The organism is Paenibacillus alginolyticus DSM 5050 = NBRC 15375 (assembly GCF_000422905.1).
GTDB lineage: Bacteria > Bacillota > Bacilli > Paenibacillales > NBRC-103111 > Paenibacillus_E > Paenibacillus_E alginolyticus.
Genome location: NZ_AUGY01000029.1, coordinates 1 through 21069 on the forward strand (window position 1 = coordinate 1; position 21069 = coordinate 21069).

At 45.3% G+C, this 21069-nt stretch carries 16 protein-coding genes and 4 pseudogenes; 1 reads left to right on the top strand and 19 read right to left on the bottom strand.

What is annotated here, in order from left to right; genetic code table 11:
* The 4 genes from G519_RS43050 to sigK all read right to left on the bottom strand — a co-directional run.
* A partial coding sequence (locus tag G519_RS43050) for a hypothetical protein (RefSeq protein WP_036632998.1) occupies positions 1-230 on the bottom strand: 230 nt, incomplete at its 3' end.
* Between the two features lie 522 nt (positions 231-752).
* Entirely contained in the window at positions 753-1487 is a 735-nt protein-coding gene (locus tag G519_RS43055; RefSeq protein WP_244280117.1) for a prephenate dehydratase, read from the bottom strand.
* A 671-nt stretch (positions 1488-2158) separates the two neighbouring features.
* On the bottom strand, positions 2159-2833 hold the full coding sequence (locus G519_RS0114855) for an ABC transporter ATP-binding protein (RefSeq protein WP_036633000.1): 675 nt from the start codon (positions 2831-2833) through the stop codon (positions 2159-2161).
* 59 nt (positions 2834-2892) lie between these two features.
* Complete coding sequence (gene sigK / locus G519_RS43060; RefSeq protein ID WP_127527862.1) at positions 2893-3417, bottom strand: RNA polymerase sporulation sigma factor SigK; 525 nt, start codon at positions 3415-3417, stop codon at positions 2893-2895.
* 253 nt (positions 3418-3670) lie between these two features.
* On the opposite strand from sigK, the pseudogene G519_RS43065 reads away from it, so the two are divergent.
* Positions 3671-3952: pseudogene (locus G519_RS43065) on the top strand (DDE-type integrase/transposase/recombinase); the annotation flags it as partial.
* Between the two features lie 359 nt (positions 3953-4311).
* Here the strand turns inward: G519_RS43065 and G519_RS53525 are convergent.
* The 15 genes and pseudogenes from G519_RS53525 to G519_RS0114925 all read right to left on the bottom strand — a co-directional run bounded on the left by G519_RS53525 (position 4312) and on the right by G519_RS0114925 (position 21066).
* Complete coding sequence (locus G519_RS53525) at positions 4312-4542, bottom strand: RICIN domain-containing protein (protein ID WP_084160174.1); 231 nt, start codon at positions 4540-4542, stop codon at positions 4312-4314.
* Positions 4543-4657: 115 nt separating this feature from the next.
* Positions 4658-5089: pseudogene (locus G519_RS53530) on the bottom strand (IS66 family transposase); the annotation flags it as partial.
* Positions 5077-5231, bottom strand: a pseudogene (locus G519_RS50190) (sigma factor); the annotation flags it as partial. The pseudogenes G519_RS50190 and G519_RS53530, both read right to left, overlap by 13 nt.
* Positions 5232-5362: 131 nt before the next feature.
* Entirely contained in the window at positions 5363-11824 is a 6462-nt protein-coding gene (locus G519_RS48450; RefSeq protein WP_064743461.1) for a family 16 glycoside hydrolase, read from the bottom strand.
* A 227-nt stretch (positions 11825-12051) separates the two neighbouring features.
* A pseudogene (locus G519_RS53900) lies at positions 12052-13425 on the bottom strand (glycoside hydrolase family 32 protein); the annotation flags it as partial.
* A 581-nt stretch (positions 13426-14006) separates the two neighbouring features.
* On the bottom strand, positions 14007-14300 hold the full coding sequence (locus G519_RS47485) for a hypothetical protein (protein ID WP_051253406.1): 294 nt from the start codon (positions 14298-14300) through the stop codon (positions 14007-14009).
* A 33-nt stretch (positions 14301-14333) separates the two neighbouring features.
* Entirely contained in the window at positions 14334-14831 is a 498-nt protein-coding gene (locus G519_RS0114885) for a hypothetical protein (protein WP_029195388.1), read from the bottom strand.
* A gap of 266 nt (positions 14832-15097) precedes the next feature.
* Entirely contained in the window at positions 15098-15436 is a 339-nt protein-coding gene (locus G519_RS0114895) for an Ig-like domain-containing protein (protein ID WP_161632923.1), read from the bottom strand.
* Positions 15406-15744, bottom strand: a complete 339-nt coding sequence (locus G519_RS0114900; RefSeq protein WP_029195390.1) for a GH32 C-terminal domain-containing protein — start codon at positions 15742-15744, stop codon at positions 15406-15408. Before G519_RS0114900 ends, G519_RS0114895 begins: the two co-directional genes overlap by 31 nt.
* Positions 15745-15783: 39 nt before the next feature.
* The gene (locus G519_RS53545) at positions 15784-15873 is read right to left on the bottom strand and encodes a hypothetical protein (protein WP_127527866.1); all 90 of its coding nucleotides are present in this window, start codon (positions 15871-15873) and stop codon (positions 15784-15786) included.
* Complete coding sequence (locus G519_RS0114905; protein WP_029195391.1) at positions 15870-16091, bottom strand: hypothetical protein; 222 nt, start codon at positions 16089-16091, stop codon at positions 15870-15872. Before G519_RS0114905 ends, G519_RS53545 begins: the two co-directional genes overlap by 4 nt.
* A gap of 20 nt (positions 16092-16111) precedes the next feature.
* Positions 16112-17584 (bottom strand): glycoside hydrolase family 32 protein, encoded by a 1473-nt coding sequence (locus G519_RS0114910; protein WP_029195392.1) that lies wholly within the window; start codon positions 17582-17584, stop codon positions 16112-16114.
* A gap of 123 nt (positions 17585-17707) precedes the next feature.
* Entirely contained in the window at positions 17708-19057 is a 1350-nt protein-coding gene (locus G519_RS0114915) for an ABC transporter substrate-binding protein (protein WP_029195393.1), read from the bottom strand.
* 126 nt (positions 19058-19183) lie between these two features.
* The gene (locus tag G519_RS0114920; protein WP_029195394.1) at positions 19184-20143 is read right to left on the bottom strand and encodes a carbohydrate ABC transporter permease; all 960 of its coding nucleotides are present in this window, start codon (positions 20141-20143) and stop codon (positions 19184-19186) included.
* A 20-nt stretch (positions 20144-20163) separates the two neighbouring features.
* Positions 20164-21066 carry a carbohydrate ABC transporter permease gene (locus G519_RS0114925; RefSeq protein WP_051253408.1) on the bottom strand — a complete coding sequence of 301 codons (903 nt, stop codon included), beginning with the start codon at positions 21064-21066 and terminating at the stop codon, positions 20164-20166.
* Positions 21067-21069 lie beyond the last annotated feature (3 nt).

Below are 21069 nucleotides of genomic sequence, written 5' to 3' on the forward strand. Positions count from 1 at the left end.
CCCTTCTTTATAGCCACATAAAAGGGTATATAGCTCATGTTCTTTGAAGGTAACCCCAATTTAACCTCCGTCAGCGTGTCTGGCTTTTTTTTGACGGCTTCACTGCTTCCCTTATTTTCTGATGGCTTGACATCCGTTTTCTGTGCACAGCCCAGGAGACTAATTATGCATACAGCAGATAAAATGATTGAAAGCCCTTTCAATAGTCGGCGGCGCTTTAATGAATTCATCGTTAAACCTCCCGTAATAGAATATAATTTGTGAGAATGAATGCCGCGTTGGCGGCTGGTATTACACGAACGATTTGACTATTTATTCTTCCCCCCATTCGCTTCCCTCCCTTGAGATCATCCTAAATACTGAATTACAAAGATTCGATATAACCCCAACTTTAATACGTATAACGCATGCAAACAAGACTATGTTCCTTTATATAGCACAGAAGAAAAACGTTTAGTATAACATTTGGGACAAGACAGTAGAAAAAACGCCTAGGCTACAAACTGCGTCGGTACTGCTCGGCGTCAGTTTATTATTTTTCTCAAAGGGTTACCTGAAACAGGGGTGATGAACAAATGAAATGGGGGAGCTATAGTGGAAAATCTGTTATAGCAGATCTCATAGACATTTTTCGAATCATTCATGAATAAATTTCAAAAAGGTTAAAGGGGCAACGAATAAAAATTCGATCTGCCCCTTTTTTGATCAATTCCTTTTATCATATGTTCCTAATGATTCCTTATTTGAATGTGTTAGAGCTTAATACTATTGTAGCTTCCCAGCAAACGAACATCATGGCCGAGCGTGCTAAGTATGGTCATCGTTTTGGACAAGGCAGGATGTTGGCCTCCAAGTTCTACTTCCATAAAAAACTGATACGATCCCAGTTTTCGCTTTGTTGGTCTGGATTCTATCCATGTAAGGTTTATACCTAGTGCAGATAAGACGTTCAAGATACTGGATAATACGCCTGCTTGTTCTTTTTCCGGATTTATCAGTAACAACGACTTTTGTGTAAAATCCATGGAATCGCTTTCTTTGGTTACTACGAAAAAACGTGTCTGATTATCTTGAAAATCTTCGATATTTCTAACCGCAATATCTAACCCAAACAAGGAACCAGCCCATTCGGACCCTACTGCTGCAACATCGCAGCGAGTTGTTTTCTTAATGGCCTCTGCAGCCATCGAAGTACTTGGAAAGTCCTTCGTCGGAACTTTCAATTCACGAACAAACTCTCTGCATTGAGCCAAGGCTGGAGGAATTGACCATATTTCTTTTACATCCTTAACTTGTACTCCTTCATTGACTAATAAGTGCATGGATACAGGAAAAATAACCTCAGCTTGAATCATCAGCTTGTGCTTAATAATCCCGTCCAAAGTAATATTAATTGATCCCTCGATTGAATTTTCAATAGGAACAAAACCTTGATCGGCTTGATTATCCGCAACAGCCTCAATGACTTCGATCAGTGTTCCGCACATGTGAAGTCCACCTGTGAACCTTTATAATATCGATGAGCCGCTTCGTCCGAAAATGTACCTCTCGGTCCTAGACAGGAAATTTTCATAGTAAGTATCCCTTTCCAAAATTTAATTGGTGAACCAACGTAATTTGTGTAAATATTATGGCAATCATAAAAGTATTTTTTTCTACTTACAACATATCTGTTCTTTCATATGCAACAAGTACAATAATTTTTTTGAACATTGCATGAATTGAAGCACGTTTTTTACTTAATTTTATTAATTGAATGAATTTCGAAATTCAACAGCCTTGCTGGACTTGAGTTTCTGAGACGTGGAAAAAGGAGTACCTCCCAAATCTCGAAATGTGGTTACCGCACCTACATAGAGATGTAAGAAAAAGCTTCCATTAACAAAAAAACATAGGAAAATCGTCCTTTCCTTTGCCAACATAATCATCCCCTATATAAGAACATTTGTTTGTGTTGTTATATATCAGCGACGTATTGGTTATGCAAGCTGAATTTTAGAAATAAAACAAATGCCCTCTGTATTTCAAATATTGGTTTTATGGGCGTCCGAACGTTCATTTTCGCAAGTCTGCCCATTTTTTGAAATTTTTCTTTGAATAACTCAAAGAAAATAAAAAAAACCGGAACCCATTTTTCGGAGTTCCGGTCTTATAACTACTAAAAGTCTTTATATAATCGCCCATCCCGAAACCTCACAATCCGCTTCGCCTGCTGCGCAATCAATAAGTCATGTGTAATCAAAATAATCGTCCGACCTTGTGCATTTAATCTCTTTAAAATGTTTAAAATCTCCAAGCCTGTCTTCGAATCTAACGCTCCCGTAGGTTCATCCGCCAAAATGATAGCTGGATCTCCTGCCAACACTCGCGCAATAGCAACACGCTGCTGCTGCCCGCCAGATAACTCTGATGGAAAGTGCTTCCTGCGATCCAATAAATCCACCGATTCCAATGCGTGTATAACGAGTAACTCCCTTTCCTTTTTGCTCATTCCCCTATAGATCAAAGGCAACTCCACATTCTCATAGGCACTTAATCTCGGCAGCAGGTTAAAACTCTGAAAAACAAAGCCAATCTTCCGATTACGAATCTCAGCAAGCCCAGAATCCTTAAGTACGTTTATTGCTTGACCATCCAGGTCATAGTTACCTTTATCTACAATATCTAAACACCCGATGATGTTCATCAGTGTCGATTTGCCGGAACCTGACGGACCCATGATGGCCACAAACTCTCCATGATCGATATCTAACGAGACATCATCTAATGCTTTAATCGTTTCCTCACCCATCGTATAGTATTTACTAGCATTCTCGATATGGATTAACGTCATAACCTTCACCTCCATTACTTGCACAGGGTCCAAATAAATGAAGTATCCGATTCGTAACCTTACCGCTTCGCCTTATAAAACTCATGATACAGCTTCATGAGTGCCCTTTTCTCAATCCGAGACACATACGACCGCGAAATCCCTAATTCCTTCGCAATCTCTCGCTGCGTCCGCTCTTCCCCGCCTAATTCCAATCCAAACCGCCCAACAACGACTTCCTTCTCACGATCATCCAATATCTCCAGATTGCGATAGATTTTGCTCTTTTCTATCTTGAGCTGAACTTTATCCACGACATCATCCGCTTCCGTCCCGAGGATGTCGATCAACGTTATTTCGTTCCCCTCTTTGTCCGTTCCGATGGGATCATGCAAGGACACATCTTTGCGCGTTTTCTTCAACGAGCGAAGATGCATAAGTATTTCATTTTCTATACAGCGAGCCGCGAATGTCGCTAGCTTCGTCCCTTTGTTCGGCGAAAACGACTCGATCGCTTTGATCAATCCAATCGTCCCAATCGAGATCAAATCTTCGAGATCTTCTCCTGTATTGTCGAATTTTTTGACATTGTGAACACAAAGCAACGTAAATCTTCACATCAAAAGAGCGTTGAATAATCTGGTCATTGCGGGACAATTACCTTTTTATACGCTCCGCGATACTTCGCAGGAGGTAGATGATAATATCTTTTGAAGACATGATAAAAATGGCTCAAGTTTTCTAAACCGGGATGTGAATGGTGGAAATACTTTCGTGAATTAACATTAATAAAATGACTGAACCCTAGGAAGAGCAATTCGCAAAAATCGGAGAATTGCTCTTAGTTGTCCCTCATCCGAAATAGACAAACGAATTCGCCCCTATTTAAAACCCACAAATGATTCGTACAGAACGGACGAATCGTACATCAAAGTCAAAGGTCAATGGAAGTATTTATATAGAGCGGTTGATTCGATGGGGAAAACGATTGATTTTATGTTATCTGAAAATCGAGATATGCCGGCGGCTAAGCGCTTCTTTACAAAAGCATTGGCCTCGCCACATAATCAATTACCACTTGTGATCACTTTGGATAAAAACCCGGCATATCCACCGGCCATACAAGATTTAATAAATGAAATTAATTGAAATAATAAAGAATCATTTTACAAGAATAAGTGCCCAATATTACAATGTCTTATAAATTAATTTTGAATAGACTAAAGAAACTAATTTGTGTTTAGCAAAAAAGCGATCATAAAAGGCCCCAAACTAATGGTAAATAATTCTCACCGAAAGTGGATATGATTCTTCGGTTTGACCGAACCTAGGATATTAATTTTACAGCCCTTAGTGGGAGATCTAAGATTATCCCCATTGGCAAACATAAATAATCCGTATATGAACTTCTTTCCTCAATGGACTGCTTTTTGTTGTTGGAAAGGCGCTCTGCACACCGATAATCTTATAAAAACCATTTCCATTGTTGATTGCTGCCGTTATTGAGGGGCCCATTGATCCACGTTTGCACCGTTAGAAGTAAAATTTCCGGCAACATCCAGCACTTCGGAACTGCTCTTCGCTCGAATGACATAAACCCCATTTCCGACAGACTCTAATTTGAATTTTTGATTATCTCCGTTATTGAAATTCCAGGTATCTACGTTTGCTCCGTTACTGTACGAATTCCCAGAAATATTAATTACCTTTCCAGTCTTCTTACTGACAATTCAATAATACTTGGTACTATCAAAACTGCCTTTTCAACCCGAAGAGGTGTAAGCGTCTAATAACCAAGTGTATTGAAAAAAAAACCATGGTTCATAATGATCCACAAGCCCTACGTTATGTACAATGTTGCCCAACAGCCGGACTCCATGGGGGGTACCCATCAAGCAATTCCGGTTGCTGACGAAATGCAGCCGCTGGTAATTGTTGCAACAGATAGACTAGATTTTTGTAAAGGTTCAATCCATTTGCTTTTGCGGTCTCTACCGATGCTGTAGATCGCTGCACTTGCAGTTGCCCCCGCGGACTGCCGCTGAATAATCAGTTTTTACGTCCCACTATAAAGGGACGAATGCTGTACTCAGCTAAATTATTCGAGATCACACAGTTCCCATCTTGTAAGTACTTCATCAACTCTTGTCTATTATTACGTGCATACTTCAACACTTCGCCTAGCCTGGGAAGTACCTTGCCTTTGGCCGTTTCTACCCATGACCAAAAAGCATCGAGTATAGGCTTTTCCTGCACCAGACGTTTAGAATCTCGTTCTCGATGCATTGTGCGGCTAATGTAGCCAACTTCGTGCCATTATTCGGCGAGAACGACTCAATTGTCTTAATCAATCCAATCGTCCCGATCGGATCAGATCCTCCAGATCTTCCCCCGTATTGTCGAATTTTTTGACATTGTGACACGAAGCAACTTAAATGTATTGCTGTCATGTGGGCAACTTATCTAAAGCCCTTTCTCCTGGAATTTAATAAAAAACAAAGTGAAGCCCCATCTCTAATTTGCAGAGTAAGGGGCTTCCAACCATTACTATTATTTTAGAAGCACTTTATTAATTATTTGCGCAGCCTCAGCACGAGAAGCGGTGTTCTTAGGCTTGAAAGTTCCATCTTCAAAGCCGTTGATAACTCCTGATTGCTGAAGCTCAGACACTGCCTCTGCTGCAAAGCCACTAATTACAACATCATCCTTAAAGATGACCTTAGCTGCCACAGCAGCCAAAGGAACTTGAGCAAGTTTAGATGCTTTAGATACCATGAAACTCATTTCTTCACGAGTAATCGTCTGGTCGGGTCTAAATGTACCGTCCTGGTATCCACTTACAATACCCAACTTCTGAGCAGTTGCAATCGATCCTGCATACCACTGATCAGCTTGGACATCTTTGAACCTGATTTCCGCGGAAGCATCCACAAGATCTAACGCTCCTAATAGCATTTTCAGGAATTCAGCACGAGTAACTATTCCTTGGGGGTTAAATTGCTCAACACTGTAACCATTGATCACTTGTTTTGCCGATAAGGATTCGATTGCTGCTCGGGCCCATTCCGCAGAACCCAAATCAGTAAATGTAACTTTCACTTCGGCTATTGTGTATTTACTGAAATGGTTCGTAAAGAAAGTAATCCCACCTGTTGCGGCATCATAGTTTCCATTCTTGATTACTTCGAGCTTGCCATTGTCACCAAGATAATATACAACAATTGTATTAGGATTCTCTCCTGGCGTAATGGTGTATGGCATAGTAATCATCATGGATTTTTTAGATCCAAATTTGCTTATTGGAGTTCCGTTTACACTGATGTTGAAATCAAATACAGGTCTATTACCAATTTTCTCTTGCTGTTTTGCATCTAAATTGGTTTGATCTACCCTTGTAATTGTCAAATTAATTGTACCGCTGTTTGTTCCAAGTGCATCAGGAATAATTGCTACCGTTCCAAATTGACTCTTAACTGCAATGCGGTCAATACCTTTGTCATGCGCCTCCTTCAAAACATCCGTATGAAAGGCTACATTCACAGACAGTGCCGAGTTGTTAGCAGGTATCTCAATCGTCACAGTTTCATTTCCTGTTGCTGCAGCATTATTAATGGCATTTTGCAGGTCCTCTGTCTTAACCTCTGCATTCAGTACCCCTCCGCTACCAAATGAAGGCTGAGTAATCACTGAAGCACCCTTGACAGGTCCGTCTTGATTACTAACTGAAGGACTAGAAGGCGGGGGTGTATCATCTGATTTAATAGGCTTTTCCACCAGCACGATTTTCCATTTTTGCTTATCGTGGTCATTCCTGTCGGCAAGCTGCACCGCTCCGTCGGCTTCAGCTTCCAGCGCTTTACTCGGATCGCGTTTTGAAACGATCGTAACCGTTCCGTCTTCATGCTCGATCATGAGCCACCGTTGATTATCAAAATTTAGAAATGGATACAACTGAACATCATTCTGCCCCATATCCCAATCCAGCGATTTGTCGCTGCTAGCGGATCTTATCGTATACGCATCGTCGGAGATCTTGTAGTAGGTCCAATTCTGATTGATGGATTTGTTATCTGGTAGCTGTACTTTGACTCTAGCAGAGTTGTTTTGATTATCCACGCCCAGAACTTGGCCACTATTCCTATTTACAAAATGATAACCGTTCAAATCAATGGGTGTCGTGTTCGTTACGTTCACATTTTGATAATACGCTTTACCACCAAATACGTTTAGGCCAAAATATCCTTGTCTATACGTATAATCGGTAATATCAATCACCAACTGGTTGTCAAAATAAATTTGAATATGCGGCCCTGAAGCAACGATTTTGGCATGATAATTCAAGCCTTTTTGAATAAACTTCGGCACTTTGGCTAAGATTTGTCGATCGTCGAATTGTCCGCCCGCTTTATAGAACAGTCGAAGCACATGCAAATTCGGATCCACGTTGAAATAATAGCCATTTGTGCCATCCGCGCTCGCCCGAAACAAGATCGAACCAGCCCCGCCGTTCTTCGATAACATCAGGTCGGCTTCATAGGTGAAATCGGTCGCTTGATTGGTAGACATGTTATTCGAATCCGTGTCGAACGACCCGCGGATTCCGTCCAATGTAGGTAGCCATTCCGATGCGGGGTGAGCGTTCCATCCGCTCAAATTCGTCGAGAATGAGCCGACACTGACATCCATGGATCGGCGAACAGCACCGTTTGCTGTTTTGACCGTAATGGTTGCCGTCCCCAAAGACACGGCCCTCAATCTCGCGCTTGTGTTGTCCGCTCCCTGCACCTGTACAACGTTCGGATTGCTCGTTTCCCACATCAACGATTTGTCGAGCGCCGTATAGGGCTCTGCATCTGCATAAACACGCTGCTCATCGCCGACTCCGAGCTCCAGCAATCGTTGATCCAACACGATTCCCTGTACGGTATTGCCATCTAGTATCGAACTTCTCGATGTATTTTTCAATGAATACACGTGTAACGCTTTCACAACAACCGTTCCACCAGATGCATAAAAGCTCATCCCGCTGCGTGAGGAATTCGGTAGGATGATGTCGGAAAAGACCACTGCCCCGTCGTTGCCAAATACCTCTAAAGAAGACTCATCCACAAAGATTTGCATATGGACGACACCGTTGACGGGTTGCACGACCGCCTCATGCAACGTTGTAAAATTAGTGGTAAAATCCGTCCTGCCAGAAGCGGATCGATCCACGAACATCATGTTATCGGTACTCCGATAGCCGACGACCGTCTTCTGTTCTCCGCCCTCTCGCAATCGGAATCCGAATTCGGTAGCCGCTCCGGAATCGGGAAGCTGGATTTCCGCGTTAATTTCGTATGCTGTTCCTTTGACCGCTCCGAGGATGTTGCCGGATTGCGGTTTTACCGAAACATTATTAACTGAAAAATCGGTTCCACGCAATGAACTCAGTTCGCTTATCGGATTCTGCGCAAGGATGACGTTCCCGTTCACGGTCTTTAACGAAAGCTCGCGGGGCATTGTCATTTGCCCTTTCCAACCATTAGTAGGGAAGCTAAATGGGTAATCCCAATTTGACATCCATGCCAGCATAATGCGCCGGTTATCTGGGGCGTTGTAGAACGATGTCGAAGCGTAATTGTCTTTCCCAATGTCGGTAAGCAACACTTTGCCCGCCGGGTTGTCATTGACGAATTTCCCCTCAGCCGTTACCTGACCAATGAAATATTCAGCCGACGAGCCTTGCGTATTCGGGTTGCCGCCAGTACTGATCATCAGCACCCATTTTTTATTGTTCGCATTCCCGTCCACCGCGAGTTGGAACAAATCCGGGCACTCCCATACACCGCCACGTAAGTACGGGCCATATCCGAAATTGTCGCTCCACGTCCAATGAAGCAGATCCGTCGATGTAAAGAATTCAATGTGATCCCCACCTGAAACCACCATAATCCATCGGTTATTGACGTCATCCCGCACGACTTTCGGATCGCGGAAATCCCAATCGCCGTTTATGCCACCAGGATTAGGCACTACCGCGTCGTCCCCGTAATATTCCCACGTGCGTCCCTTGTCTTTGCTGTACGCTAAACCAATCTTCTGATTTCCGCCCCTCTTGTCCGGATTGTATGACGTATAATAGGCAATCAAACCTTTGCCGCCCGAATCCCCGAACAACCCTGAAGCGTTGGTTACATCCGCAACCGCGGATCCTGACCAAATGTGCCCTAATTTGTTCCATGATAACGCAATCGGCATCTGCTTCCAATGTACAAGATCGGTGCTGATGGCATGAGCCCATTGGCCTCCGTCCTGGTGGAACAGATGATATTCACCTTCAAAATACACCAGTCCGTTCGGATCGCTGACCGATCCTCGCTCCGGCGAATAATGGTATTGCGGTCGGTACGTTTCATCGTAATAATTGCTGTATGGCGTAAGGTACACATTTTGAAAATAGGCGATCCCGTTCGTCAACGTCATGCCAGCGTATCCGCTCGAAAAGTCGGCATCATTTGCTGCGATCGTCTCCGCCGAATACCCATCGACATAAACCGTAAGATTCGAACCCTCCGCCGTTATTTCAATATGGTGCTTGTTCCCAGCGGGTATAGGAATGCCGGATACCGATTGAATTTCCGTTTCGGCGTCCCCGTGTTTTTTGAGTAACGTGACAGTATGATCGCTCGGATGTATCCGAAGCATATATCCGTTCATACCTTCCCTGTCGGAACGGAACATCAACCCTGCGACCGCTTGCGGCGTTGAGGAATCCACCGTCACGTCGCCCTCAAACACGAAATCGCTTGCCACACTGTCTGCGAGACGAGTCGCTTCCGCGTTCGCAGGCCCGACTCCCTTCACACCATTTAGATTCGGCGACCACTCGCCCCTTGACGTCCAACCTTTCAGATTCGACGTCAAATCGCCGGTCATGATATTTTGGAACTGAACGGAACCGTTAAACACATGAAGACCGAGACGACCACTACTGTATGTTCCGTCATCAGCAACGATCAGCGGATCGTATTTCCCGGCAAAATACACTTGGATATGCGATTTTTCCGCTTTGACACGCAAATGATAGATCTGATTCGCAGCAAGAGTCACGTTCTTCTCGATCCATAGTCTGTTTGAATGCTGGTCATTCGTATCAAGCAATCGAATTTTCTGTGCTTTTAGATCCAGCTGCACCAAATATCCGTCTCGGCCGCTGTCGTCGGATCGAAATAAAAGCGAGCCTACGGCATTCTCGCTTTTCAGCATGAGATCTGTCTCATAATTCAGGTCATCGCTCATCGTTTCTGACAAGGCCATCACATTCACGTCCGACGAGAGCAGCATGCCTTCCTTATCCGAAGCCACCGAACCGCTCTCCCGTTTTTGCCACCCGCTCAGATTACTGTTTACTCCAGGGAACGTTAGATTTAGATCATTGACAATGATGTTCTGAAACAGCATCGAGCTGTTCCAAACTTGAAGACCTAAGTAACCTCCGCTATAAACGGTATCATTTGACTCAATCACCGGTGTAGCATTGTTCCCCCAGTAAACCTGAAGCGTCGATCCAACAGCTTTCACTTTCATATGATAGGTTGTGTTGGTCGCAAGTGAAACGCTGTACACGCCCAGCTCCCGGTCTCCGTTCGCATCCTTCAAGCGGATCCGGCTGCCTCCCGGATCGATCTGCAGCATATAAGAGCCCCAGCCACTGTTGTTGGAACGGAACACCAATGTGCCTACACCTTGGAATTGGCGAATCGTCACATCCGATTCATACGTGAAATTGTCGGCGGTCGTTGTCGATAGATCAAAGAAATTACCGCCAGACGTGAGTAGCATCCCGTATGTACTGTTCGATACCGTCCCCGCATCCCCCGACGTCGCCCAGCCACTTAGGTTCGTAATAACATGAGGGAAAACCGCACTCAAATCGTGGACAGTGATGTTCTGAAACAGCATCGAGCTATTCCAAACTTGAAGTCCCAAGTAGCCATTGCTGTACGCGGTGTCACTCGCCTCGATCACCGGGGCAGCATTGTTCCCCCAGTAGACTTCGAGCGTCGATCCCGCCGCATTTACTTTCAGATGATAGGTATCGTAGACCGCAAGCGAAACGCTGTACGCGCCTAACTCTCGGTCTCCGTCCGCATCCTTCAAGCGAATCTGGCTGCTTACCGGATCGATCTGCAGCATATATGAGCCCCAGCCGCTGTTATTGGAACGGAACACCAATGCGCCTTCCCCTTGGAATTGGCGTATGGTCACATCCGCTTCATACGTAAAATTGTCTGCGGCCGTAGCGGACATCGCAAAGAAATTGCCACTGGACGTGAGCAGCATCCCGTCTGCACTGCTCGTTGACCTCCCCTCATCCCCCGACGTCGCCCATCCGCTCAAGTTCGTGTTCACGGTTGGCGTATTCGGAGTGCTTGATTCTGGCGTCATTATGATGTTCTGGAACATCATTGAGCTGTTCCAAACTTGGAGACCTAAGTAACCTCCGCTGTAGACGGTATCATTTGCACTGATCACCGGTGTAGCATTGTTCCCCCAGTAGACCTGAAAAGTCGATCCCACCGCCTTCACTTTCACATGATACGTTTCGTTCACCGCAAGCGAAACGTTGTATACACCCAGTCCTCGATCATTGTTCGCATCCTTCAAACGAATCCTGCCGGAGCCGGGATCGATTTGCAGCATATAGGAACCCCAACCGCTATTATTGGAGCGGAACACCAACGCGCCTACCCCTTGGAATTGGTGAATCGTCACATCCGCTTCGTACGTAAAATCTTCGGCAGTCGTTGACGACAGCGCAAAGTAATTTCCAGTGGATGTGAGCAGCATCCCGTCTGCATTGTTCGTTAACGTCCCTGTATCCCCCGACGTCGTCCATCCGCTTAGGTTCGAGTTCGCCTCAGAACCATCGGCCGCTGCTCTTGTAGCGTTACCTGTCCATAAAATCGGTATGGCAAGTATTATCACGAATATCACCTTTACCCAATAGAACATTTGATTCCTCAACATCGGTCATCCCTTCCCATTCATTTTAGATTGAACAAATGATAATTAATAAAACGATATGAACAATTTTCGATGATTTTCCCGGTAGTTCTTTTCCTATAATGAATTCATTTCTGCAATCATGGTATCTTCATATGCATGCTGGATCGCCGACTCCGAGTTCCAGCAATCGGCGATCCAGCACTATTCATTGTACGGTATTGCCAGCTACATCGAACTTCTCCATGTATTTTCAAGGAATACACGTGTAACGTTTTCACGACAACCGTTCCACCGGATACATAAAAGCTCATCCCGCTGCTAGAGGAATCCGGTAGGATGATGTTGGAAAAGACCACTGTCCCGTCGTTGCCGAATACCTCTAAAGAAGACTCATCCACAAAGATATGCATATGGATGACACCATTGACGGGTTGCACGACCGCCTCATGCAACGTCGTAAAATTGGTAGTAAAATCCGTTCTGCTGGAAGCGGATCGATCGACGAACATCTTGTTATCGGTACTCCGATAGCCGACGACCGTCTTCTGTCCTCCGCCTTCCCGCAATCGGAATCCGAATTCGGTAGCCGCTCCGGAATTGGGGAGTTGGAGTTCCACGTCAATTTCGTATGCATTTCCATTGACCGTTCCGAGAATATTGCCGGATTGCGGTGTTACCGAAACATTGTTAACTGAAAAATCGGTTCCACGCAATGAACTCAGTTCGCTTACCGGATTCTGCGCAAGGATGACGTTCCCTTTCACGGTCTTTAACGACAACTCGCGGGGAATTGTCAATTGCCCTTTCCAACCGTCGGTCGGGAAGCTAAATGGGTAATCCCAATTTGACATCCATCCCAGCGTAATGCGCCAGTTATCTGGTGTAATGTAAAAAAGCGAATGTGATCCCTGCCAGCTACCACCATAATCCATCGGATATTGACGTCGTCACGCACGACTTTCGGATCGCGGAAATCCCAACTGCCGTTTATGCGGCCCGGGTTAGGCACTACGGCGTCGTCGTCCCCGTAATATACCCACGTGCGTCCCTTGTCTTTGCTGTACGCAAGCCCGATCTTCTGATTGCCGCCCGGCTTATTCGGATAATATGAAGTATAATAGGCAATCAAACCTTTGCCGCCCGAATCCCCAAACAACCCTGAAGCGTTGGTTACATCCGCAACCGCGGACCCCGACCAAATAATGCCCCAAGTTGTTCCATGTCAACGCAAGCGGCATCTGCTTCCAATGTAAAAGGTCGGTGCTTATGGCATGAGCCCATTGGCCTCCATCCTGATGGAACAGATGAAATTCACCTTCAAAATACACCAGTCCGTTCGGATCGCTGACCGCTCCTCGCGCTGGCGAATAAAGGTATTGCGGCCGGTACTTTTCAGTATAATAATCGCTGTATGGCGTAAGATACACATTTTGAAAATAGGCGACTCCATTCGTCACCGTCAATCCGGCGTATCCGCTCAAAAAGTCGGCATCTTGTGCTACGATCTTTTCCGCTGAATACCCATCGACATAAACCGTAAGGTTCGAACCTTCCGCCGTTATTTCAATATGGTGTTTATTCCCAGTGACCAAAGGAATGCTGGATTTCGATTGGATTACCGTTTCGGTGTCCCCGTGTTTTTTGAGTAATGTGACGGTATGATCGCTCGGCCGTATCCGAAGAATATATCCGTTCGTACCTTCCCTGTCGGAACGGAACATCAACCCTGCGACCGCTTGCGGCGCCCTCGAATCCACCGTCTCTTCGCCTACAAACACGAAATCGCTTGCCACACTGTCGGCAATACAAGTCGCTTCCGCGTTCGCAGATCCGACTCCTTTAACACCGTTCAGATTCAGTGTCCGCTCGCCCTTTGACGTCCATCCTTTCAGATTACTATTTACCCAGCCACTTAGGTTCGTGTTCACGGTTGGAGTTGGAGTATTCGGAGTTGTTGATTCTGGCGTCATTATGATGTTCTGGAACAGCATCGAGCTGTTCCAAACTTGAACACCTAAGTAACCTACGTTGTAAGCGGTATCATTTACGTTAATCACGGGGGTAGCATTGTTCCCCCAGTATACCTGGAGCGTTGATCCAACAGCTCTCACTTTCATATGATAGGTTGTGTTGGCCGCAAGCGAAACGCTGTACACGCCCAGCTCCCGATCTCCGTTCGCATCCTTCAAGCGAATCCGACTGTCTACTGGATTGATCTGCAGCATATAAGAGCCCAGCCGCTGCTGTTGGAAGGGAAAACCAATGCACCTTTCCCTTGGAATTGGCGAATGGTCACATCCGATTCATACGTAAAATCGTTGGCAGTCGTTGTCGATAGCGCAAAGAAATTACCGCCAGACGTGAGCAGCTTCCCGTCTGCACTGTTCGTTAATGTCCCCGCATCCCCCGACGTCACCCAGCCGCTTAAGTTCGTGTTCACGTTTGGAGTATTCGGAGTGGTTGATTCCGGCGTCATTATGATGTTCTGGAAAAGCATCGAGCTGTTCCAATCTTGAACACCTAAGCAACCTCAGTTGTAAGCGGTATCATTCACATTGATCACAGGTGTAGCATTGCTCCCCCAGTATACCTGGAGCGCTGATCCAACAGCTCTCACTTTCAGATGATAGGTTGTGTTAGCCGCAAGCGAAACGCTGTACACTCCCAGCTCCCGATCTCCGTTCGCATCCTTCAAGCGAATCCAGCCGCCTACCGGATCGATCTGCAGCATATAAGAGCCCCAGCCGCTGTTATTGGAGCGTAATACCAATGCGCCTACCCCTTGGAATCGGCGAATGGTCACATCCGCTTCATACGTGAAATTGTCAGCGGCCGTGGTGGACAACGCAAAGAAATTGCCAGTGGATGTGAGCAGCTTCCCGTCTGCATTGTTCATTAACGTCCCCGAATCCCCCGACGTCACCCATCCACTTAGGTTCGTATCGGCTGCTGCTCTTGTAGCGTTACCTATCCATAAAATCGGTATGGCAAGCATCATCGCGAGTATGAGCTTTACCCCATAAAACATTCGATTCTACAACATCAGCCATCCACTCCCATTCATTGGATTGTGTAAATGATAATAAATAAACTCAACTTTCACACCTAGAAAATCAGCTTAACCATATCAGTAGCCTGGAGTTGTGCTCTGTTGAATTGTCATCTTGACAACATAGAACAAAAGCAGTCCCCCTATCAACTACCAAAAGAAATCAAACCGGCATTTATGGAACTCCATGTGCTCAAACACTTAAATGGTGACGGTTTCAAGAAAAAATTCAGGTCCACTTGAACCTATTTATTTCGCATTGTCTTTACCTTGTTGTTTAACCAGAAGAACTGGTTCCTATAGTTGCTATCCAGATCAAAATAACCTGCAATCCCATCAGCCGTCGGAATCCATTGCGATTGGTTCGTCGAAGTCCATCCTGTCAAATTCGCGCTGAATGCAGGACCTATTTGGACGACCGTAGTGCCCATAGTTGAGACGGACTGTGTCGTTGTCGTAATGACGTCGCGTCCAGGACTGACACCGTTTATATTGGCACTGCGTGCATCCTCATTGGATACAGTCGCAATTGACGTATTGCTGCTGCTCCAAGTCAAATTCTTGTTCGTCGCGGTACGCGGCAATACAATAGTGTACAACTGCTGTGTCGAACCAAATTTCGCGAAGCAAAATTGGCTGTGAAATCGGTCCGGCCCGCATTCACGCGGTCCACGAACATTTTAGAAGAAGGCGGTTGATAACCTACAGCTATTTTTTGACTGCCAAGCTCGCGAAGACTAAGCCCAAACTCAGAGGCTGCGCCAGATGTAGGAATTAGGAATTCAGCATCGATTTCGTAAGCGTTGCCAGATAAGCCGGACAACAAATTCGTACTCGTCGGTGTTATGGTAACGTTGTTAAAAGTAGTGGCTGTGTCACGCAGGTTGTTCATCTCAGTAACTGGCTTCTCGGTAAGTCGCACTCCCTCTGGCTACGTCACCAGTGTAAGCTCACGTGGAATCGATAATTGACCACGAAATGGAAACGTAGGTTCACTGAAAGGGTTATCCCAGTTGCTCATCCAGCAAATCTCAATTCGACGAATGCATTCGTATTCGCTGCGCTTACTCCCTTTATTCCACTGCCAGTCTGGATAGACCAATCTCCGAATATCGGCGTATAGCCAGGCATATTTGAGTTAAAGCTTGCAGCGTAAGCTGTCGTAACACCTAGCGATGATGTAGTTGCAACAATAAGCGTTAAGACAATACGCATCATCCATTTCAAACCTAATTTCATATCTACTCATCTCCTCATAATCATAATGTTTGTCCTTTTTGCTTATGGACAATGGAAGTAAGCGGATACACACTTAGGGTTTTGAAAATCGCTGTTCCGCCGATGGCGTAAACCCCCAGTTTATCACTTGTCGGATCCGGGAAGATTAACGAGGAGAATACACACTCTCCGTCATCAAAAAATAATTCAACACTGGAGGCATCCACGAAGCCACGAATGGATAAATGATTCTGGGAACGATTACGCGTTGACGTGAATCTTTTGGCTAGACTTACAATATCTCCGCTGCGGCCGAGTAACTCCGAGAATCCTGAGTGAGTTCGGTCCAGAAAAAAGAGACCTCCCTTGGCGGAATAGCCCGCGAGTGTAGCTTCCTTCTCTGAATATCTAAGTCTGAAACCGAATTCCTCAATGTCCTGCCATGCAATCTCTGCCACAAATTCATAAGAAATGCTTGTAACATCCAACGGTATGAATGTGTCAGTAATTTCGAGTGAATCCCAATGAGTCCCTTCTCCACGCAACATCTTTAGCTCGTCAATCGGTTGTTGAATCAGAACAATTTCATTCGTTTCATTCGTGCGCAGCGTGAGTTCACGGGGAATACTCATATTTCCTTTCCATGGATCTGTAGGCGCCGAAAATGGATATTTCCAGTTAGACATCCAAGCTAGCCAAATGCGACGGCCATCTTCTTTCGGTATATCTGAGAACGATACAGCCGCATAAAAATCTTGGCCATAATCCGTCCATTTAACCAAGGATCCGGAACTTTCATTCAGGAACGTCCGGCCATCAAAGTCTCCGACAAAGTATTGCGCAGATGACCCATCCGTCTGGTCGTTATCGCCAATGCTGAGGTGAAGTACCCATTTCTGACGCGTACTATCGCCATCAACCGAAAGCGCAAACAGATCTGGACATTCCCAGACGGCGGCATGTGACCCCTGATTCTCCCCAAACTCACTCTCAAATGTCCATTCAACTAGATTGGATGAACTGTAAAAGTGAATGCGTTTATCCACAGAGACAACCATGACCCATTTTTGTGTATCCGAGTGCCAAATGACTTTGGGATCACGGAAATCCTTAAGACCCGGATTAGTAATCACTGGATTTCCCTCATACTTCATCCATGTACGTCCTTTATCACAGCTGTATGCAATACTTTGTGACTGCAACCCTTCATTGAAATGTGTAAAAATAGCGACAAGCCCGGCCTCGCCGTTGAAGAAACCGCTTGTATCCTTCCAATCTACAACAGCGCTACCCGACCAAATATCACCGAGATCGTCTCTATCAAGAGCCAATGGCAGATGCTCCCAGTGAAGCAGATCCCTGCTGATTGCATGTCCCCAACGTCCCGTGAACTGATAGAACTGGTGATATTCCCCATCAAAGTAAACCATACCGTTCGGGTCACTCATCGGACCGGTTGGTGCCGAAAGATGAAATTGCGGCCTATATCGTTCTTTAAAAGTTATTTCAGACATTATTACCTCTCCCTTAATGAAAGTGTGTACTTGAGATAAAAGGGAATAGCCTCTTTATTAAACGATAATCAGGCAACTGCCGTCGTCTAAAGGAGACTATTCCCTTTCTTCATTATTAATCCATTACTGTGTTAGTGTTATTTTAATACCTTCTTCTAAGATGTTCTTAGCATTGGCGGCGAAAGTTCCTACCGGAGAACCATCTTTAATGCCAGTCAATACAGCCCCGTTAGCATCAAAATATTTTTCCACACCGATCGGCGTGAATAGAACTTTGTCTGCTAGTTTGTTGATTTGGTCAACCTTGTCTTTGCCATATGCTTTTACATTCGCATCTGTCGCTACTTTCAGTTCATTTTCTGCCGCCATCGTAATGAAAGCAACTGCGCCTTCTGGATTTTTGGAGGCTGTTGGAATGGCCCAACCGGACAATCCACCTGGTCCTACATCCTTCGTACCTTTTGGTCCTGTAGGAACTGGAACGAAGTCAAGCTCATAGTCGCTTTTGAAAGCCGTAAAGCCTGCCAAACCATACTCTGCGGTCATTGCCAGCTTGCCGTTCTTGAATTCACCGATGAAATAGTCGCCTTCTTTGTCTTTATCGATGAATTTATCCTTGAGAAGCGCATCTTGCGTGAATTGGATCGCTTCTTTTACATTGTCGGAATCGTAATTTGTTGTAATTTTACCGTTATCGCTGAAGTTAAGCAGCGTTTTGCCGTTGGATCCTACGAATAGCGGATATCCAGCGTCCCACCAGCCGAAGCCGAATTGATCGGGCTTGCCGTCACCGTTCGTGTCCGCAGTTAAATCTTTGGCCACTTTACGGAACGTATCCCATGTCCAGTTGCCTTCGTTCAGGTATTCAGTAGGTGTTTTTACACCGTTGTTCTTGAACATGGTCTTGTTGTAGTAGATCACAATTGGAGCCGCTGTAGACCCAGCCGCATAAGGATTTCCGCCGAAAGTAAATGTTTTGGTTACAGCCTTATTCCATATTGGCGCGTTCAGATCAATGTACTTGTTGATCGGCTGCACAATCTTTTTGAGCGGGTATACCGGGAAGTTCTGATCATTGGCTTGCGCCACATCCACACGATCACCGGCGTTAACCATGGAGATTAATGTTGATTTCTGATCACCCCACGGAACGGCTACAACCGTTACTTTACCACCGTAAGCTTTCTCGAACTGCGGAATAGTTTCCCAAACGGCATCATAAGCATTCGGGTTATTTTTCTTGTCTTCTGCATATTTTTCCTTCGTTGTATGATACAAAATCGTAATATTGCCGTCTTTAGGCGCCTTGCTTGCAGCAGGTGAGGCAGTAGTAGCTGCGCTTGCGGCAGGAGCAGATGGAACCGTTGTTTCTTTACTTACCGGAGTGTTTGCTTCCCCGCAACCCGTTGCCATTATAGCCAGCACGGATACGCTCATTAATGCAACCGCTTTAGATTTGTGAGTTTGCTTCATTGATAATAACCTCCTAATAAAATGTAATGACACCCTTGAGAAATATTCACAACCAACTTCGCTCAACTGATTAATGTCGTATCCTGCTAAGCATCGCCACCTTTCACACGGCTTTTTCCCTCTGACTTACTTAATACCTACATGCTCAATACTGTCCGTAAAATACTTTTGCGTGATTAAGAACAGAACAATCAACGGTAAAATAGTGAGCAGCGCACCTGCTTGAATGCGGGTCATAATCACAAGCGGATCGCTGATCGTCTGTACATTGACGACGGATTGTAGATCAACCCGTAACGAAGATAGAGCGATCGCGAAATTCTTCTTTAAATTACCAAGAAATAGATTGGATAAGTAAAATTCGTTCCAGTGCCAGACGAAGGAAAACAGAAAAACTGTGATAATGGCATTTTTTGCGTTCGGCAGCATGATGCGGAAGAAGGTTTTGAATGGACCATAGCCATCTACATAAGCAGCATCTTCTAGTTCTACTGGCATCCCTTTGAAAAACTGACGGAAAATGAAGATATACAGTCCAGAGCGAAGTCCCATGCCGAACATGGAGGGTAAGTAGAAGGCAAAATAATTACCTACCAAGCTAATATGCTCAGGGCCTCCTGTTACCGCATGCAGCAGCTTCATGATTCCGAAAGCATCGAAATATTTCATGTCTGCATACAAAGGGAGAATGATGGTTTGAACAGGTACAATCAACGTCAGCAGCACTAAGGAGAACAAGAAGTTAGAGAAAGGAAACTGAAACCGGGCGAAACCGTACGCCACGAATGCACAGGCCAGCACATCCAGCAGGCCGCTTCCACCTCCAATGAATAAACTGTTCTTAAATGCACCCCAGAAATCCATGACACGAAGCGTATCTTTAAAGTTGCTAAGCGTAAGTGTCTTAGGTATCCAGATGACACTGGGATCCATTGATTCTACTGGCACTCTCAGCGACATGCTGAGCATATAAAGCAGTGGGTAAAGAAGCTGATAAGCAAGCAAAGCCAAGACGGCGAAACGCAGGAATGAAACCGTCAGCTTGCGCAATTGTTTCGTCCTAGGTGTAAGATTCCGTAAACTCAAGTTCGTTCACCGCTTTCCGTTTAATCCTCTAAATAAACAATTCTTTTCTTTAGTAGCGTATAGACAACACCAAGAAAAATCGCAATTCCCAGACAATATAACCAAGCAAGAGCACTGCTGTAACCAAAACGGACCTGAGAAAATGCGGTATTGTATATCATCAGCACAACCGCGTTGCCGTAATCCGTGAATGTATCAATAATGGTATACACCACATTAAGGAGCATCATAGGTGTCAGCATCGGCAGCGTGATTTTCCAGAATTGCTCCCATGATCTCGCTCCTTCGATGGAGGATGCTTCATACAAATGTCCTGGAACCGCATGAAGACCAGCTAGAAATAGCAGCACCTGAACACCGGAACGCCAAGTAAGATCGAAAATACGGCTGATGACGTTATTCATGATATCGATTAGCTTTGGACCTAGACCAAGCTCTGTCAGTATCCCGTTTATACCTCCACCGCCGAATAGATAGACGCTCTGTACATTGCCTCGCATTCCCTGAGAGAAGACATCTTCTTTCAGAATCTCCATCAATACGCCAGAGGCGATAATAACCGGGAGAAATGAGATCGCTCGCATAAGGCCTCTTCCCCTAAATTTGTTTTTCAGCAGCACCGATACGAACAGACTGTACACGAGAATGAGCGGCACGCCATAAAAGATATTGATAAAAGAGTCTGCTGCTTTGCGGATAAATTCAGGATCCTTGAATATCGCATACCGGAAATTATCGAGTCCGATGAAGGTTCCCCTCAGTCCCACTGGCGTCATCTCCAGGTTTTGGAAAGAAAACTTGAAGGATGTCAGCAGAGGATCCGCAAAGAAGACAATAAATCCAATGATCCATGGGAGCACGAATAGGAATCCGTATAGTTGTTTTTTTCTCGTATAAGGCATCGCTTTCAGACTGCGGATCATACG

Excerpts from the sequence above, each read along its gene's own strand:
- G519_RS0114915 (WP_029195393.1), bottom strand. The coding sequence starts at position 19,057 with ATGAAGCAAACTCACAAATCTAAAGCGGTTGCATTAATGAGCGTATCC.
- G519_RS0114905 (WP_029195391.1), bottom strand. The coding sequence starts at position 16,091 with ATGAAATTAGGTTTGAAATGGATGATGCGTATTGTCTTAACGCTTATT.
- G519_RS48450 (WP_064743461.1), bottom strand. The coding sequence starts at position 11,824 with ATGTTGAGGAATCAAATGTTCTATTGGGTAAAGGTGATATTCGTGATA.
- G519_RS0114910 (WP_029195392.1), bottom strand. The coding sequence starts at position 17,584 with ATGTCTGAAATAACTTTTAAAGAACGATATAGGCCGCAATTTCATCTT.
- G519_RS43055 (WP_244280117.1), bottom strand. The coding sequence starts at position 1,487 with ATGTGCGGAACACTGATCGAAGTCATTGAGGCTGTTGCGGATAATCAA.
- G519_RS0114925 (WP_051253408.1), bottom strand. The coding sequence starts at position 21,066 with ATGATCCGCAGTCTGAAAGCGATGCCTTATACGAGAAAAAAACAACTA.
- G519_RS0114885 (WP_029195388.1), bottom strand. The coding sequence starts at position 14,831 with ATGTTTTATGGGGTAAAGCTCATACTCGCGATGATGCTTGCCATACCG.
- G519_RS47485 (WP_051253406.1), bottom strand. The coding sequence starts at position 14,300 with ATGCTTTTCCAGAACATCATAATGACGCCGGAATCAACCACTCCGAAT.
- G519_RS53545 (WP_127527866.1), bottom strand. The coding sequence starts at position 15,873 with ATGAGCAACTGGGATAACCCTTTCAGTGAACCTACGTTTCCATTTCGT.
- G519_RS0114855 (WP_036633000.1), bottom strand. The coding sequence starts at position 2,833 with ATGACGTTAATCCATATCGAGAATGCTAGTAAATACTATACGATGGGT.
- G519_RS0114900 (WP_029195390.1), bottom strand. The coding sequence starts at position 15,744 with ATGAACAACCTGCGTGACACAGCCACTACTTTTAACAACGTTACCATA.